The organism is Naasia lichenicola, assembly GCF_004801885.1.
In the GTDB taxonomy this organism is placed as follows: domain Bacteria; phylum Actinomycetota; class Actinomycetes; order Actinomycetales; family Microbacteriaceae; genus Naasia; species Naasia lichenicola.
This window is the reverse complement of the sequence record NZ_SSSM01000004.1, coordinates 538,257-554,210: the sequence shown is the minus strand read 5'-3', so window position 1 is coordinate 554,210 and position 15,954 is coordinate 538,257. Positions and strand designations below refer to the sequence as shown.

The following is a 15,954-nucleotide window of genomic DNA, read 5'->3' as shown; positions in this document are numbered from 1 at the left end:
GCTACGGCAGCAGGCGGTTCGGTCCGCGGAACAGGTACGTGGTCTCGCGGATGCTCGGCAGGTGCAGCATCAGCATGAGCACTCGGCTGAGGCCCATGCCGAATCCGCCGTGCGAGGGCACCCCGTAGCGGAAGAAGTCGATGTAGAAGTCGAGCTCCTCCGGGTCGAGGCCCTTGTCCTTCGCGTTCTCGATCAGCACGTCGACGCGGTGCTCGCGCTGAGCGCCCGTGGAGATCTCGGTGCCGTTGAAGATGAGGTCGTAGCTGTTCGTCAGGCCCTCGTCGCCCTCGTGGCGCATGTGGTAGAACGGCCGGATGCTCGAGGCGTAGTCGGTCAGGAAGACGAACTCGTGCCCGTACGTCTCCTTCGCGTAGGCCGAGATCTGACGCTCGCCCTCGGGGTCCATGTCGGCGTCGGCGCGGGGCACGACGTAGCCGCGGTCGGCCACGATCTGCTTGGCCTCGGCGAGCGGGATCCGCGGGAACGGGGTCGACGGCACCGTGAGCTCGATGCCGAAGAGCGCCTCGATCTCGGCGCCGTGCTTCGCCTTGACGGCCGCGAAGCCGGCGACGAGGAGCTCCTCGTGCAGCTTCATGACGTCCTCATGGCTGTCGATCCAGCTGATCTCGGCGTCGACGCTCGTGAACTCGGTCGCGTGCCGTGAGGTGAATGAGGGATCGGCGCGGAAGGCGGGGCCGATCTCGAAGATCTTGCCGAAGCCCGCCGGCTGCGCCATCTGCTTGAAGAACTGGGGGCTCTGCGACAGGTACGCCTTGCCCTCGAAGTACTCGATCTCGAACAGCTCAGCCTTCGACTCGCTCGCGCTCGCCATCAGCTTGGGCGTGTGCAGCTCGATGAAGTCGTGCTCGACCCAGTAGGTGCGGAGGGCGTGCTCGAAGGTGGTCTGGATGCGGAAGACGAGCGCCTGCTCGGGGCGGCGCAGGTCGAGGAAGCGCCAGTCGAGGCGCTTGTCGATGCTGCTGTCCTCGGCGATCGGGTTCTCGGGCAGGGCCTTGCCGACGACGTCGAGCGTGCCGATCTTGACCTCGATGCCGCCGAGCTTGACTCGCTCGTCGTGCTTGAGCTCGCCGCTGACGGAGATGAAGCTTCCGAGGGTCAGGGCGGAGATGGACTCGGCGATGTCGTCGCTCTTGCCGGTCTCTGCGTCCGGCTCGGGACGGGGCCGCACGAGCTGGAGCGATCCGGACTCGTCGCGGAGGATGACGAACTGCACCTTCTTCTGGTCCCGGATGGTCTCGACCCAGCCGGAGACGGTCACGGCGCCGTCCTCGCGGGCGGCCAGATTCTTGATGAGGGTGCGCTCTGTCACGAGGGTCCAGCCTACCGATCCGGCGAACTGCCCAGTTCTGCCGCCTGGATCGCGTTCTGAGCGGCAGAACTGGGCAACTCGTCATGGTTACGCCTCAGGGAATCACCCATGGCGAGATCCGTACACTTGTCGCGTGCCTGCCGCAGCGATCCACCTCGTGCGCCACGGCGAGGTGTTCAACCCCGGCGGTGTGCTCTACGGCCGGCTCGACGGCTTCGGACTCTCCGAGCGCGGGCACCGGATGGCGGCCGCAGCGGCCGAGTCGCTGCTCGGACGGCCCATCACTCGATTGGTCGCCTCCCCCCTTCAGCGCACGCAGGAGTCCGCCGCCCCGTGGGCGGAGCGCTTCGAGCTGCCGATCGACCGCGAGCCCCGGGTGATCGAGCCGTGGAACCTCTTCGAGGGCAAGGTCGTGCGCTTCGGCCCGACGATCGTGCGCGATCGATCCGCCTGGCCGCTGCTGCGCAACCCGCTGCAGCCGAGCTGGGGCGAGCCCTACATCCAGATCTCCGCCCGCATGCTCGCCGCGATCGCCGACGCCTACGACTCGGTCGACGGCGGCGAGGTCGTGATCGTGTCCCACCAGCTGCCGATCTGGACCGTGCACCGTCAGGTCACCGGCCGCCCGCTCTACCACGACCCGCGCAAGCGTCGATGCGCCCTGTCGAGCATCACGACCCTCGAGCGCCGTGGTGGCCGGTTCGTGGAGACGGCCTACGCCGATCCGGCGGCCGCGATCGGGGTCGGCGCCATCGACACGGGAGCCGTGTGAGCCGCTCCCTCCCATCAGACGGCTCGGCAGCAGGCCGCCCCGTCGAACACGCGGTCGCGCACCCCGTCGCCCGCCGACGGCTGATCACCGCGATCGCGCTCGCCGCCGCGTCGGCACTGCTGCTCGCCGGCTGCACAGCCGACTCCCTCGCCGACTCGCAGCGGGACGGCAGCGACAAGGGCTACATCTCCGGGGACGGCGCCGTCGAGACCTTCCTGACGTCCGAACGTCGGGATCCGGTCACCTTCGGCGGCACGACCGACCAGGGCACCGACTTCGACTCGACGGACGCGCTGGGCGGAGTCGTCGTCGTCAACTTCTGGTACGCCTCATGTCCGCCGTGCCGGGTGGAGGCGCCCGATCTCGAGAGCCTGTCCCAGGAGTTCAGCGCCGACGGCGTGCAGTTCATCGGCGTCAATGTGCGCGACGAGGCCGGGCAGGCGCAGGCGTTCGCCGAGAAGTTCGGCGTGACCTATCCGTCGATCCTCGACAGCGCGACCTCGGACGTGCAGCTGGCCTTCAGCGCGTCGATCCAACCGAACGCCGTTCCGACGACCCTCGTGCTCGATGCCGACGGCCGAGTCGCTGCACGCATCCTCGGCCAGGTGACGGAGCCCACGACGCTGGAGACGATCATCCGCGAGACCGTCGCGGAGACCTCATGAGCGCCGTCGTGATCGCCTCGCCGAAGCGCGCCGCAGCGTGAACACCGGCCAGCTGATGGGCGGGCCGCTCATCCTCGCCCTGCCGATCGCCCTGTTGGCGGGACTCATCTCCTTCGCATCGCCCTGCGTGCTGCCGCTCGTGCCCGGCTACCTGGCCTACCTCGGCGGCTTCACCGACGGGCGATCGACGGTGAAGCGCGGCGAACCAGGACGCGGACGCCTCATCCTGGGCGTGCTGCTGTTCGTGCTCGGCTTCGCCGCCATCTTCGTGGTCTCCGGCTTCCTGTTCGGCGCCGCCGGCTTCTGGCTGATCCAGTGGCGCGACCTGATCACGCGGATCGCCGGCGTGGTCGTGATCCTGCTCGGGCTGGCCTTCATCGGCCGGATCGGCTTCCTGCAGCGCACCATCCGACTCGACATCAGCCCGACCGTGGGGCTCATCGGCGCGCCGCTGCTCGGCGCGATCTTCGCCGTCGGATGGACCCCCTGCCTCGGCCCTACCCTCACGGCCATCTACTCCATCGGCTTCCAGGGCGGCTCGCCCTGGCAGGGTGCGATCCTCGGCTTCGCCTACGCGCTTGGCCTCGGCGTGCCCTTCCTGCTCATCGCGGTCGGCTTCGGCTGGGCGACCAGATCAGTCGCATTCCTGCGCCGGCATATTCGCACCATCAACCTCGTTGGCGGAGCGCTCCTCATCCTCATCGGCGTCCTCATGGTCTCGGGACTCTGGAACCGCTGGATGCTCGACCTCGGGGCGGTGATCGTCGGCTATGTCCCCGCGATCTGACCGCCCGGGATCTGACCGCCCGGGATCTGACCGCCCTGAGTCGGGTCGGGCCCCGATCGACGGCCCCGCTGGCCCCGACGGCGAGACGAGCGACGACGCGCAGTCCAAGCGGGATGCCGCCGCCGAGCTGCACCGTCCGTCCGACCATGTCGACTCGGCCGTCGACGACTCTGGAGCCGACGGAGCCGACGCCGGCGGGACGGACGGGATCTCGGCCCCGAAGCTCGGCCCGATCGGCTGGCTGCGCTTCGCCTGGCGGCAGCTGACGAGCATGCGCACCGCGCTGTTCCTGCTGCTCTTCCTCGCGATAGCCGCGGTGCCCGGATCGCTCGTTCCGCAGCGCAGCTCGGACCCGAACGGCGTCAGCCAGTACCTCGACGAGCACCCCGATCTCTTTCCGATCATCGACGCGGTGCAGGGCTTCGACGTCTACTCGTCGGTCTGGTTCACCGCCATCTATCTGCTCCTATTCATCTCGCTGATCGGCTGCGTGCTCCCGCGGACGAAGCACCACTGGCAGGCGATGCGGGCGAAGCCCCCTCGGACCCCGGCGCGCCTCGAACGGATGCAGGGCCTGCGTCGGAGGACGCTCGCCGGCGACGATGTCGAGCAGGCACTCGCTGCCGGCGAGCGGGTGCTGAAGTCCAAGCGCTACCGGGTCGTCCGCTACGGCGACTCGCTCTCCGCCGAGCGCGGGTATCTGCGCGAGACCGGCAACCTCATCTTCCACGGCTCCCTCGTCGGGATCCTCGTCGCCGTCGCGATCGGCGGCAGCTTCGGCTACAACGGCAATCGGGTGGTGGTGACGGGGGAGTCCTTCGTCAACTACATCGGCGGCTACGACTCGTTCACGCGGGGGAGGCTCGTCACCGATGACACCCTCTCGCCCTATCGGCTCCGCCTCGACGACCTGCAGGTCACCTACGAGCAGGACAACGCCAACGCGATCGGCGCACCGCTCGACTACACCGCGTCGGTGACCGTCCAGGAGCCGAACTCGACGCAGACCTCGAAGAAGCAGATCAAGGTCAACGAGCCGCTTCGGGTGAACGGCACCAATGTGTACCTGCTGGGCAACGGCTACGCGCCGCACCTGACGATCCGCGATCCCGACGGCACCGTCGTCTTCTCCGGATCCGTGCCGTTCCTGCCGCAGAACGCGCAGCTGTTCTCGACCGGCATCATCAAGGTCCCGGACGGGCTCAGCGAGCAGGTCGGCATCATCGGACTGCTCTATCCGACCAAGACCACGCTCGACTCGGGCGCGTTGGCGTCGTCGTTCCCCGACCTGGACGACCCGCTGCTCACCCTGTCCGTCTATACGGGCGACCTGGGCCTCGATCAGGGGATCCCGAAGTCGGTCTACCAATTGGACACGACCGATCTCACCCTGCAGGCCGGCCGCAACGCCCCGGAGCCGGCGCCCGAGCTGACGCCGGGCGCCACCGTCGATCTGCCGAACGGCCTCGGCACGGTCACGCTCGACAGCATCGACCGGTTCGCATCGCTCGAGATCCACGACGACCCGACGCAGGCCTGGGTGCTGGCGTTCGCCATCCTCGTGCTCGCGGGCCTCGCCGCCTCGCTCTTCGTGCCGCGACGCCGGCTCTGGCTCAAGGTGCGTCGGGGATCGGACGGCGAGCTGTCCGTGGAGTACGCGGGCCTCGCCCGCGGCGACGATCCGCGGCTCGACGAGGCGGTGCAGGAGTTCGCCGATCGGCACAGCGAACAGCTCGGCGGCGCGGCGCAGACCGGGAGGGCCGGCGACGGCGAGACGAAGCCGATCCGCTGAGCGCGGGTCGCGCAGCTGCCGATCGGTTCGACCTTCGCATCCCGATGCTCCTGGGTGGCATCCCCTCGGCTTCCCCGGCGCTTCCCCCGGAACGACGCCGTAGGCTGTCGGCGTGACGCAGATGCTTGACCAGTACTCGACGCTGTTCCTGTACTCCGCGATGGGCGTCTATGCGATCGCCTTCATCGCCTTCACGCTCGACCTCTCCCGCCGCTCGGCCGGCGTGACCGCGCGCGCCGCCACCGTGCAGAGCGGCGCCGAGCGCATCGCGGCTGCTCGCGGCACGCGAGTGACCCGATCGGCCGCTGCCGGCTCAGCAGGCACGACCACCCTCGAGCGCCCCGAGTCCTACGGCCCGTCTTCCTCTGACCCCATCGCGCCCGACTCCGCGGGGGCGTCGACTCCCCTTCGTCCGGGCAAGGAGGGCGTGAGTCTCCGCGTCGGTGTCGCGCTCAGCATCCTCGGCTTCGTGCTGCACCTGGCCGCCGACGTGCTCCGCGGCATCGCCGCCGCCCGGGTGCCATGGGCGAACATGTACGAGTTCTCGATGACCGGGACGCTCATCATCATGGGCATCTTCCTCGTCGCGGTCATCCGTAAGGACCTGCGGTTCCTCGGCGCCGTCATCACGGGGCTCGTGCTGATCCTGCTCGGCATCTCCACGGTCGGCTTCCGGGTCGACGTCGTCCCGCTCCCGCCGGCGCTGCAGTCCTACTGGCTCGTCATCCACGTGATGGTCGCGATCCTGGCCACCGGCTTCTTCACGCTGAGCTTCGCGCTGTCCGTCGTCCAGCTCCTGCAGGCCCGTCGGGAGGGCCTCGGCTCGTCGGCCCGTGCTGTCAAGCTGCGCCTGCTGGCCTCGGTGCCCGCCTCCGAGAGCCTCGAGCGGAGCGCCTACCGCGTCGCGATCGTCGGTTTCATCCTCTGGACATTCACCCTCATGGCCGGTGCGATCTGGGCCGAGCACGCGTGGGGCCGCTACTGGGGCTGGGACACCAAGGAGGTGTGGACCTTCGTCATCTGGGTCATCTACGCCGCCTACATCCACGCTCGCGCGACCCGTGGCTGGCGTGGATCGCACTCCGCCTGGCTCGCGATCATCGGCTACTCCGCCGTGCTGTTCAACTTCGGCGTCGTCAACGTCTTCTTCAAGGGCCTGCACGCCTACTCGGGCCTCTAGCCCGCGCTAGCCCCGCCCCAATCCCGCCAAATTGCCACTTTCGGCTCTCAAATCGGCGATGTGAGAGCCATAACTGGCAATTCGACGTCGGGTCAGCGCTGCAGGAGGGCGTGGCAGCGGGTGATGCGCTCGCGCCACCAGGACGTGCGTTCTGCGTCCGCGGCGAAGGCGTCGAGCAGTGCTGGGCGGGGTGCCACCCGGCGGACCTCGATCGCGCCGTTCTCGGGGAGCAGCGGATCGTCGGTGACATCGGCGGCCAGCAGGGCCGCCGTGCCCAGGCCGCAGTCGTAGTCGAGCTCGGGCAGCGCGGCAGCCAGGTGCAGGCCCATCGACAATCCGATGGATGACTCGAGGGCGCTCGAGACGACGGCCGGACGTCCGCTGGCGGTGGCGATCGCCAGCGCGGACCGGATCCCGCCGAGCGGCGCGGCCTTGACGATCACCACCCGACCTGGCAGCTCCCGCGCTGCGCCCAGCGGATCGAGCGCTTTGCGGAGCCCCTCGTCGACCGCGATCGGCACATCGAGGTAGTCGATCCGGCCCTCGAGCTCCTGAAGCTCGGCTGTGTGTGCACACGGCTGCTCGACGTATTCGAGGTCGAAGACGGACAGCTCTCGGATGGCGTGCTCGGCCTCATCGACGTTCCAGGCGCCGTTCGCGTCGATCCGGATCCGCCCCTCCGCGCCGAGCATCCGGCGCACTTCCGCGACTCGCGCGACATCGTCGGCGAGCGTCGTGCCCGGTTCGGCGACCTTGACCTTCACGGTGCGGCAGCCGGAGAAGCGGGCGAGGATCTCAGGCACCTGCGCCGCCGCGACCGCGGGCATGGTCGCGTTGACCATGATCCGCTCGCGCACGCCGGGAGGTGCCGCCGTCCAGCCGAAGTCGTAGGCGGCGGCCAGCCAGCGGGATGCCTCATCGTCGTCGTACTCGACGAACGGCGAGAACTCGGTCCAGCCCATCGGACCCTCGAAGACGGCGGTCTCCCGGACCGTCAGGCCGCGGAATCGAGTCGCGAGCGGCAGCGACACCACCCGGAGACCGCTCAGCACATCGGAGAGGAAGGCATCCATGCGTCCAGATTTGCACGGATCCGGAGATCGCCCCCGTTCTGCCCGCTCGGGGCATCCGAGTGCCCCCGTTCCGATGCAGATCTCCGGATCGGTGAAACTTTTCCGGATCCGTGCGAATGTCGGAGCATGGAGATGCCGGACTACGAAGACCTGGCCGAGGCGACGCGGCTGGAGCTGCTGCTGATCGAGCCGGAGGTGCGGGCCGATCCTCACCGTCTGACCACCCTGCTGCACGCTGACTTCGTCGAGTTCGGCGCGTCGGGCAGGCGCTGGGACCGGGCAGGGATCATCGCCGCGCTCAGCGAGGAGGCGGGCGACGACGACAGCGAGATCGCCCCGCCCGTGGAGATCGAGGAGCTCGAAGCACGGGCCATCGCGCCGGCGGCGATCCTGGTCACCTACATCGCCGAGCGCAGCGGTCGTCGCACCCGCCGCAGCTCGATCTGGACCTGGTCGGGCGGCGGCTGGTCCGTGCTCTTCCATCAGGGCACCGTGATCCCCGAGTCGTTTGCGGAGGAACCGGCGGAGGACGGGGACGGGGAGCCCGCAACCGTCACGCCGTAGGCTCGGCACATGCCCGTCTCCGCGCTCTTCGACGAGAGCACCTGGCTCGATGTCCCCGGATTCGACGACCTCACCGACGTCACGTACCACCAGGACACCACCGGCCGCATCGCCCGTGTCGCGTTCGATCGCCCCGAGGTGCGCAACGCCTTCCGACCCCGCACGGTGGACGAGCTCTACCGCGCGCTCGACGACGCCCGGCAGAACCCCCGGATCGGCGTCGTGCTGCTCACCGGCAACGGGCCGAGCCCGAAGGACGGCGGCTGGGCGTTCAGCAGCGGCGGCGATCAGCGTATCCGGGGCCGGGACGGCTACCAATACGAGGGAACCGGCCCTGCGCCCGGACCGGCGGCCACCGGACGGCTGCACATCCTCGAGGTCCAGCGCCTGATCCGCTTCATGCCCAAGGTGGTCATCGCGGTCGTGCCCGGCTGGGCTGCCGGCGGCGGTCACTCCCTGCATGTGGTCTGCGACCTCACCATCGCGAGCGCCGAGCACGCGCGTTTCAAGCAGACCGACGCGGATGTCGGATCGTTCGACGCGGGATACGGCAGCGCCTACTTCGCCCGGCAGGTCGGACAGAAGTTCGCCCGCGAGGTGTTCTTCCTCGCCCGCGAGTACGACGCCCAGCGCGCCCTCGACACCGGAGCGATCAACGCCGCGGTGCCGCACGAGCGGCTCGAGGAGGTCGCGATCGAGTGGGCCACCGAGATCCTCGGCAAGAGCCCGACCGCCATCCGGATGCTCAAGTTCGCCTTCAACGCGGTCGACGACGGCATGGTCGGCCAGCAGGTCTTCGCAGGGGAGGCCACCCGGCTCGCCTACGGCACGGACGAGGCGGTCGAGGGTCGCGACGCATTCCTCGAGAAGCGCGAGCCCGACTGGTCGCCCTTCCCCTGGCACTACTGAGTCGGATGCGCGCTCTCCAGCCCCTCGAGGCTGATCCGACCGAGGTTGCGATCGCGCTCCGCGCCGCCCTCAGCGGCGACGGCCCCGCGATCCTGCCCGTCCCGCTCGGCTCGGCGCTGCCCGGTGACGCCCCCGCCCAGGTGGCCAAGCCGATCGCCGCGGTGATCGAGACCTCCGGGTCGTCGGGGGCGCCGAAGCGTGTGGCGCTCAGCACCGACGCGCTGCTCGCGAGCGTCGCCGCGACCGACGCGGCGCTCGGCGGACCGGGTCGGTGGCTGCTGGCGCTGCCCGTGCATTACGTCGCCGGCCTGCAGGTGCTCACCCGCTCGATCGTCGCCGGCACGGATCCCATCGTGCTGGCGGCCGGGCACTTCGACGCGTCCGCCTTCCTCGCGGGCATCGAGCTGTTCGATGCTGAGCGGCGATACACCTCACTCGTGCCGGCGCAGCTGAGCGTGCTCATCGACGCCGCGGAGTCCGATCCGCAGGCGGCCGACCGGCTGCGCTCCCTGCACGCCATCCTCGTCGGCGGCCAGCGGCTCGACGCCGCCATCCGGGAACGCGCCCAGCGCCTGGGGCTCCGAGTGATCCGCACCTACGGCTCCTCGGAGACCGGCGGCGGCTGCGTGTACGACGGGGTGCCGCTCGGCACGGTCAGGGTGCGGATCGAGCGCGCTGACGGCATGCCGGGTGCATCCGGCGAGATCCTGCTCGCCGGCCCGATGCTCGCGGACGGCTATCTGGCCGACCCCGCGCGCACGGAGGGCGCCTTCGTGGTCGAAGACGGCCGGCGCTGGTATCGCACGGGGGATGTCGGACGCTTCGACGAGTCGGTGCCCGGAGGGCTCCTGAGCGTCGAGGGACGGCGCGACGACGTGATCATCTCGGGCGGCGAGAAGGTGTCCCTCGGACTCGTCGAGGCGGAGGTGCGAGCGATGCCCGGCTGCTCGAGCGCCCTCGTGCTCGCCGCGGCCAGCGAACGATGGGGCGAGGTGCCGATCGTCGTCCTCCCCGCGACCGCTCCCGACGTCTCGCTCAGCGATCTCAGAGGACGGCTGACCGCGGCGCTCGGCCGGGCCGCTGCACCGGATCGGATCGTCCGGGTGGACGCCATCCCGATGCTCGCGAGCGGCAAGCCGGATCGCCGGGCCCTCCGAGGGCTCGCCGGTCTCGACTGACGCGGGCTCGACTGAAGTCGGCGCGCACTATCCGGCATCCGTCCCGCGGGCCCGCCTGCGCTGCTCTCATCGAGCGGGGGCCTAGTATTCTGCGGTGCCCAAGCCGAAGAAGCGACAGGCGAGCCGCAAGTCTGGCCCGTCACATCACCACCACGCGCCCCTGCCCGGCGGACGCAATCTCCGCCCCGGCCAGCACAAGCCCCACCAGGTCAAGCCCGCACGGGCGCGCGACTGGATAGCCGCCGCTCGGCCACGCACGCTTCCGCTGTCGATCGCCCCGGTCATCGCGGGAACCGCGGCCGCCTACGTCGCCGGTGGCTACGTCTGGCACGAGTACCGGATCGCGCTCTGCTTCGCGGTCGCGATCCTGCTGCAGATCGCCGTCAACTACGCCAACGACTACTCCGACGGCATCCGCGGCACCGACCGGTTCCGGGTCGGTCCCGCCCGGCTGACCGCGTCCGGTGGCGCCAAGCCCCGCACCGTGCTCACCGTTGCGCTCGCCTTCTTCGGCCTCGCCGCGCTCGCCGGCCTCGCGCTGGTGATCATCTCGCAGCTCTGGTGGCTGCTCGCCGTCGGCGCGGCCAGCATCGCGGCCGCCTGGTTCTACACCGGAGGCAAGCGGCCATACGGCTACGCAGGACTCGGCGAACTGTTCGTCTTCGTCTTCTTCGGCCTCGTCGCGACCGTCGGATCCACCTACGTGCAGACCGAGGTGATCACGCAGGAGTCGGTGATCGCCGGGGTGGCCATCGGCCTGCTCGCCTGTGCCGTGCTGACGGTCAACAACCTCCGGGACATCGAGCAGGACAGGATCGCCGGAAAGAAGACGCTCAGCGTGCGGATCGGCGCGCGGGCCTCGAAGGTGCTCTACGGCGTCTTCGTCCTGCTGCCCTTCGTTGCGGTCGGGCTCTTCGCACTGCTGTTCCCGGCCGCGCTGCTCAGCTTCTTCGCGCTGCTCATCGCCCTGCCCGCCGTGCTGATCGTGGCGACGGCCAAGACCGCGCGCGAGCTCATCCTGGCGCTCAGCCTCACGAGCATCCTGGCGCTCGTGCTGTCGCTCGGCTTCCTCGCCGCGTTCGTCCTGTAGCGGCGCGGTCTACGGCTGGCTCGCCATGCCGAGCTGACCCGAGTGGCGGGCTGTCGCGAGTCGACCTGACCCGAATGGCGGGTTGCGGCGGCCGACACCCGCCATCCGGGTCAACTGACGCGCGGCGGAGCGGGGCAGCTACGGCCGGTCGGTCTCGGAGCGGCTGATCGCTGCATCCTCGATCGCAGCGTCCTCGATCTCGTCGTCGTCGGGCCCGCTGCGGGGAGCCGCCTCGCCGCGACGCATACGATCCAGCGACACCGCGATCTCGGTGCGCGGGCGGCTCAGGAAGATGAACGACAGGCAGAACGAGATGATCGCGGCGACGATGGCCGAGATCCAGAACGGGATGCCCGGCAGCAGGAGCGCGAGGATCGCAAGCACTGCCGCGAACATGCCGACCCGGATGAGGCTGAAGCCGATCCAGGCCCTGCTCGCTCGACGTTCCTCTGCCACCTTGACAGTGTACGAGCAGTCTGCGAACGGGCGGCCGACGCTCAGTATTCTGCGTCTATCGTTACTGCATGCCGCGTTTCTGGCTGATCTTCATCGTGGTGGCGGTCGCGTTCACCGTCTACTCGCTCGTGGACTGCGCGATGGCCGATCGAACGCGGATCCGGGGCCCGCGCAAGCCCATCTGGTTCCTGATCATCCTGCTGCTGCCCGTCCTCGGCGGCGTGCTCTGGTTCCTCATCGGCCGTGGCCGTCGAGCCACCGCGACCGGGAGGCCGCGCACCATCGCTCCCGATGACGACCCCGCATTCCTGCGCACCATCGCGCTGAACGCGGATGAGGAGGCCCGCCTCCAACGACTCGAGCAGGAGCTCGCGGATCTCGACGGCGACGCGGAGGGCGAAGGCGGCGACGCCCCCGGCCGCCGCGATGCCTGACCGGGCACACGGCACCCCGGATCCTTCGCGCAGCACTGAGCCGGTGAGCGCGAGCCTGCCGGAATCGGGGCTTCCGGAGACGACGAGCGCGAGCCACGCGGCCGCGGTCGTTCTTCGGGGGCTGGTGGACGCCGGCATGCGTCACCTCGTGCTGTCGCCGGGATCGCGATCCCAAGCCCTGGCGCTCGAGGCCGCGCGCCTCGAACGGATGGGCGAGCTCGCCGTGCACGTGCGGATCGATGAGCGGTCGGCCGGCTTCCTCGCACTCGGCCTCGCGCTCGAATCGGGCATCCCGGTCGCCGTGGTCACCACCTCGGGCACCGCGGTCGCCAACCTGCACCCGGCCATGCTCGAGGCGTGGCATTCCGGAGTGCCGCTGATCGCGATCACCGCCGACCGGCCAGCCGAGGTCCGCGGGACGGGCGCCAATCAGACCACCACCCAGCCGGGCATCTTCGGTCCGGCCGCCGTCTTCGAGGCGGACGTGCGTGCCGGGGCCGGTATCGCCCGGTTGCACCGATCGCTCGGAGGTGCGTGGGCGACGGCGATCAACGGCGCTCCGGTGCACCTCAACGTCTCCTTCCGGGAGCCGCTCTCCGGCCCGGTTCCCGAGATCGGTCGCGGCGGCAGCGGGGTTCTGGCGGTGGACGACCCGGCCGCACCGCCGCTCAGCCGGGGACCGAGAACGGTCATCATCGCCGGAACCGGTGCGGGCCCCCAGGCGGAGGAGTTCGCGCACGCGTCCGGCTGGCCGCTGCTCGCCGAAGTGACGAGTGGATCGCGGTTCGGTCGTTCCGCGATCCCCGCCTACCGCGCGGCGCTCGCTCGGCTGGGCCATCGGATCGAACGTGCGATCGTGTTCGGCAGGCCGAACCTCAGCCGCGAGGTCCCCGCACTGCTGCAGCGCGACGACGTCGAGGTGATCGTCGTCGAATCGGCGGGCGCCGAGCAGTTCCGTCCCGGCGGCCGCGGAACCGTCGTGCCCGACGTCGCCGTGGACGCGGCCGATCCGGTGACGGAGCAGGAGCGCGCCTGGTTCGGCGAATGGCTGCAGGCGGGTCGCGCGCTCGCCGAGGACCCCGACGACCTTCCCTACACCGGGGGCTCCGGATCGGATCAGGCCGCCGTCCGGGGCGCGCTCGCCCGAGAGGAGCTCGCTGCAGTTCGCGCCCCGAATACCCGTCGATCGCTGGTCGAGGCGATCTGGCGGGCGAGCTGGCCCCACGACCGGCTGTTCCTCGCCGCATCGCGGCTCGTGCGCGAAGCGGACCTGGTCGTGCCCGGCAAGAAGATCACGGTCCGCGCGAACCGAGGCCTGGCGGGAATTGACGGCAGCATCTCCAGCGCGATCGGCATCGCGATCGCATCGCAGCTGGCTGAGGTCCCAGGTACGGCTGCGGCGGGGGCCACCCGGGCCCTCCTCGGCGACCTCGCCTTCCTGCACGACGTCGGCGGCCTCCTGCAGGCGCCGGGGGAGCGGGCGCCCCGCGTGCAGCTGATCGTCGGCAACGATCACGGCGGCACCATCTTCGACGGCCTCGAGGTGGCGGGCACCGCCGATCGGACCGATTTCGAGCGCGTCATGATCACTCCGCACGCCGTCGACATCGCCAGCCTGGCGGCCGCCTACGGCTGGCACTACACGCTCGCGACGGACCGCGGCACGCTCGACAGGGCGCTCACCGCGCCGCCCGCCGGGCTGAGCATCGTCGAGGTCCCGCTCGATCGCTGACGGCCGATTTGCGCGCTGTCGGCCATCCCCGCGGCCGGTGCGCCCTGGCCCCCGGACCGTTCACCGCGTCGCCCACTCGTCGCCCCCATGCTGTCCCCCGGACTGGGGGCAGGGCCAAAACGTCACCTGATCAGGTGACGCGTGTCGATCCGAATCGCTCATGAAGCATGCGCTTATCGTCTTTTCACACACGAAAGGGGCGACATCATGCAGGCGAACGACATCCTCGGCTTCTCGATCCTCGTTGTCTCAGGCAGTGCACTCGTGGTCGGACTGGTCCGCCAGTTCGCTCCCACCTTCACCCGCCGCAGGCGCGGTGGCGAGGCAGCACTCGACAACTGAACCGCTTCGGCAGCGATCGATCCGGCCCGCTGAGGCAGCCGACCCGACCGATCCGCTGACGACACCGCTCGGCCACCCCTGGCACTCATGGCTCACGTTCTGCGCGAGTCGTCGGTGCCAGGCGGTGGCCGTTCCATTTCCTACGTTCCGGCTCAATGTGCACGTAATCTCGTCGCCATTCGCGGGGATCGCAGGTACTGATGGGCCGGACGCTCCGAGGCGCCGCTGGTCATCCGCGGAGCGTTGCGGCGCAGGGCTGGAGAGATCACCTACGAAGACCGCCTATGTGCATGAAATATCGTGCACACTCGGCCGGAACGTAGGAACTCAGGCGAAGGCGTCGACGATGGGACGGAACTTCAGGCGGGTCTCCGCGAGTTCCCGCTGCGGCTCCGAGCCCGCGACGATGCCGCAGCCCGCGTAGGCGGTCACCCGCCCGTCCGCGACGACGCCGCAGCGCAGCGCGATGGCCCATTCGCCGTCGCCGCGCGCATCGACCCAGCCGACCGGACCGGCGTAGACGCCCCGGTCGAACGGCTCGAGCTCATCGATCAGGTCGAGCGCGGCCGGGGTCGGCGTGCCCGCGACGGCTGCGGTCGGATGCAGCGCGCCCAGCAGGTCGAGGGAGGACGAGCCGTCGGCGAGGATGCCGTCGAGGTCACTGGCCAGGTGCCAGATGTTCGGCAGGCGGAGGGTGAACGGATCGCTCACCGTCAGCGCGGAGGTGTGCCGACCGAGCGACTCGAGGATGCTGCGCACCGCGAATCCGTGCTCCTGCTGGTTCTTCTCCGAGTCCGCGAGCTCCTCGGCCGCGCGTCGGTCGGCGGCGGCGTCGGTGCGACGACCGGTGCTGCCCGCCAGCACGCGTGCGCTGACGGCCTTGTGGTCGACTCGCACGAGGGTCTCGGGGCTGGAGCCGATGAGGCCGTCGAGCGCGAACGTCCAGGTGTCCGGATAACTGGTGGCGAGCCGGCGCAGGGGGTGGCGCAGATCGGCATCCGCCGGGATCGGCGCGAAGATGTCGCGCGCGAGCACCACCTTGCCGACGTCCCCCGCCTCGATCCGCCCGACCGCGGCCCGCACGGCACGCGCGTAGCCGGCGGCATCGAGGGTGCCCCGGATGAACTCGAGCGGATACGCAGGACCGTCCTCGTGCGGGGTCGGCGTCTCGGCGGGGTCCGATCCGAGCTCGTCGCGCAGCGCGATCCGAGTCAGCCAAGAGACGCCGTCACGGTGGCCGACGATGGTGCGGGGGACGAGCAGGGTGCTCGCGGCCGCGGATCCTGCCGCGAAGGCGAACGAGCCGAAGGCCACCAGACCGGTGCCCGGGACTCCCACCCGGTCATCGATCTCCGCCTGGCCGACGACAGCGCGCCAGGCGGACGCAGCGTCAGCGAACCGCTCAGGGCCCTCGAAGCTGAGGCGCAGCGCCTCGCCCAGCCCGATCATGCCTTCGCCGTGGCGCAGCCAGATGAGGGGGTTCTGCGGGTCGGCCAGAGCGAGCAACGACTCGAGCTCATGAGCCTCTATGGGGAGGGCTGTTGTCGTGACCGCCAGCGTCGACGTTGCGGCCGGAATCACGCCACCAGCCTACGCCCCCGCTCCGGGCCCCCGCCCGACGCCCCCATGCCAGCGCCGAGACGCTGACGG

At 70.1% G+C, this 15,954-nt stretch carries 16 protein-coding genes; 12 read left to right on the top strand and 4 right to left on the bottom strand.

The window, feature by feature from the left end; all coding sequences use genetic code 11:
• Window position 1: 1 nt before the first annotated feature.
• Complete coding sequence (aspS, locus tag E6C64_RS10780; protein WP_136427480.1) at window positions 2-1,330, bottom strand: aspartate--tRNA(Asn) ligase; 1,329 nt, start codon at window positions 1,328-1,330, stop codon at window positions 2-4.
• A gap of 133 nt (window positions 1,331-1,463) precedes the next feature.
• Between aspS and E6C64_RS10775 the strand changes: the two genes are divergently transcribed.
• From E6C64_RS10775 to ccsB, 5 genes are all read left to right on the top strand, one after another.
• Window positions 1,464-2,102 (top strand): histidine phosphatase family protein, encoded by a 639-nt coding sequence (locus E6C64_RS10775; RefSeq protein ID WP_136427478.1) that lies wholly within the window; start codon window positions 1,464-1,466, stop codon window positions 2,100-2,102.
• Window positions 2,099-2,767 (top strand): TlpA family protein disulfide reductase, encoded by a 669-nt coding sequence (locus E6C64_RS10770; RefSeq protein ID WP_233255568.1) that lies wholly within the window; start codon window positions 2,099-2,101, stop codon window positions 2,765-2,767. Before E6C64_RS10775 ends, E6C64_RS10770 begins: the two co-directional genes overlap by 4 nt.
• Before the next feature lie 37 nt (window positions 2,768-2,804).
• A complete protein-coding gene (locus tag E6C64_RS10765; protein ID WP_233255567.1) occupies window positions 2,805-3,554 on the top strand; it encodes a cytochrome c biogenesis CcdA family protein in 750 nt (249 codons plus the stop codon).
• A 127-nt stretch (window positions 3,555-3,681) separates the two neighbouring features.
• The gene (gene resB / locus E6C64_RS10760) at window positions 3,682-5,346 is read left to right on the top strand and encodes a cytochrome c biogenesis protein ResB (protein WP_438941855.1); all 1,665 of its coding nucleotides are present in this window, start codon (window positions 3,682-3,684) and stop codon (window positions 5,344-5,346) included.
• Window positions 5,347-5,467: 121 nt separating this feature from the next.
• Window positions 5,468-6,526 carry a c-type cytochrome biogenesis protein CcsB gene (gene ccsB, locus E6C64_RS10755; RefSeq protein WP_136427569.1) on the top strand — a complete coding sequence of 353 codons (1,059 nt, stop codon included), beginning with the start codon at window positions 5,468-5,470 and terminating at the stop codon, window positions 6,524-6,526.
• A gap of 92 nt (window positions 6,527-6,618) precedes the next feature.
• On the opposite strand, the gene E6C64_RS10750 is transcribed toward ccsB, so the two are convergent.
• Window positions 6,619-7,599 carry an o-succinylbenzoate synthase gene (locus E6C64_RS10750; protein ID WP_136427473.1) on the bottom strand — a complete coding sequence of 327 codons (981 nt, stop codon included), beginning with the start codon at window positions 7,597-7,599 and terminating at the stop codon, window positions 6,619-6,621.
• 132 nt (window positions 7,600-7,731) lie between these two features.
• Here E6C64_RS10750 and E6C64_RS10745 point away from each other — a divergent pair, with 132 nt between their 5' ends.
• From E6C64_RS10745 to E6C64_RS10730, 4 genes are all read left to right on the top strand, one after another.
• The gene (locus tag E6C64_RS10745; protein ID WP_158437833.1) at window positions 7,732-8,163 is read left to right on the top strand and encodes a nuclear transport factor 2 family protein; all 432 of its coding nucleotides are present in this window, start codon (window positions 7,732-7,734) and stop codon (window positions 8,161-8,163) included.
• Between the two features lie 9 nt (window positions 8,164-8,172).
• Window positions 8,173-9,072: a 1,4-dihydroxy-2-naphthoyl-CoA synthase gene (locus E6C64_RS10740; protein WP_136427470.1), complete on the top strand. Its 900-nt coding sequence runs from the start codon at window positions 8,173-8,175 to the stop codon at window positions 9,070-9,072.
• Between the two features lie 5 nt (window positions 9,073-9,077).
• Window positions 9,078-10,250: an AMP-binding protein gene (locus tag E6C64_RS10735; RefSeq protein WP_136427469.1), complete on the top strand. Its 1,173-nt coding sequence runs from the start codon at window positions 9,078-9,080 to the stop codon at window positions 10,248-10,250.
• 94 nt (window positions 10,251-10,344) lie between these two features.
• Window positions 10,345-11,340, top strand: a complete 996-nt coding sequence (locus tag E6C64_RS10730; protein ID WP_438941854.1) for a 1,4-dihydroxy-2-naphthoate polyprenyltransferase — start codon at window positions 10,345-10,347, stop codon at window positions 11,338-11,340.
• 138 nt (window positions 11,341-11,478) lie between these two features.
• Here the strand turns inward: E6C64_RS10730 and E6C64_RS10725 are convergent, their stop codons facing one another.
• Entirely contained in the window at window positions 11,479-11,796 is a 318-nt protein-coding gene (locus E6C64_RS10725; protein ID WP_136427468.1) for a DUF4229 domain-containing protein, read from the bottom strand.
• A 68-nt stretch (window positions 11,797-11,864) separates the two neighbouring features.
• On the opposite strand from E6C64_RS10725, the gene E6C64_RS10720 reads away from it, so the two are divergent.
• The 3 genes from E6C64_RS10720 (at window position 11,865) to E6C64_RS19535 (ending at window position 14,304) form a co-directional block, all read left to right on the top strand.
• Window positions 11,865-12,230 carry a PLDc N-terminal domain-containing protein gene (locus E6C64_RS10720; RefSeq protein WP_136427466.1) on the top strand — a complete coding sequence of 122 codons (366 nt, stop codon included), beginning with the start codon at window positions 11,865-11,867 and terminating at the stop codon, window positions 12,228-12,230.
• Window positions 12,231-12,273: 43 nt separating this feature from the next.
• Complete coding sequence (gene menD, locus E6C64_RS10715) at window positions 12,274-13,962, top strand: 2-succinyl-5-enolpyruvyl-6-hydroxy-3-cyclohexene-1-carboxylic-acid synthase (protein WP_332908228.1); 1,689 nt, start codon at window positions 12,274-12,276, stop codon at window positions 13,960-13,962.
• Between the two features lie 207 nt (window positions 13,963-14,169).
• Complete coding sequence (locus tag E6C64_RS19535; protein WP_269846380.1) at window positions 14,170-14,304, top strand: hypothetical protein; 135 nt, start codon at window positions 14,170-14,172, stop codon at window positions 14,302-14,304.
• 327 nt (window positions 14,305-14,631) lie between these two features.
• Here the strand turns inward: E6C64_RS19535 and E6C64_RS10710 are convergent, their stop codons facing one another.
• On the bottom strand, window positions 14,632-15,885 hold the full coding sequence (locus tag E6C64_RS10710) for an isochorismate synthase (protein WP_233255566.1): 1,254 nt from the start codon (window positions 15,883-15,885) through the stop codon (window positions 14,632-14,634).
• Window positions 15,886-15,954: the final 69 nt, after the last annotated feature.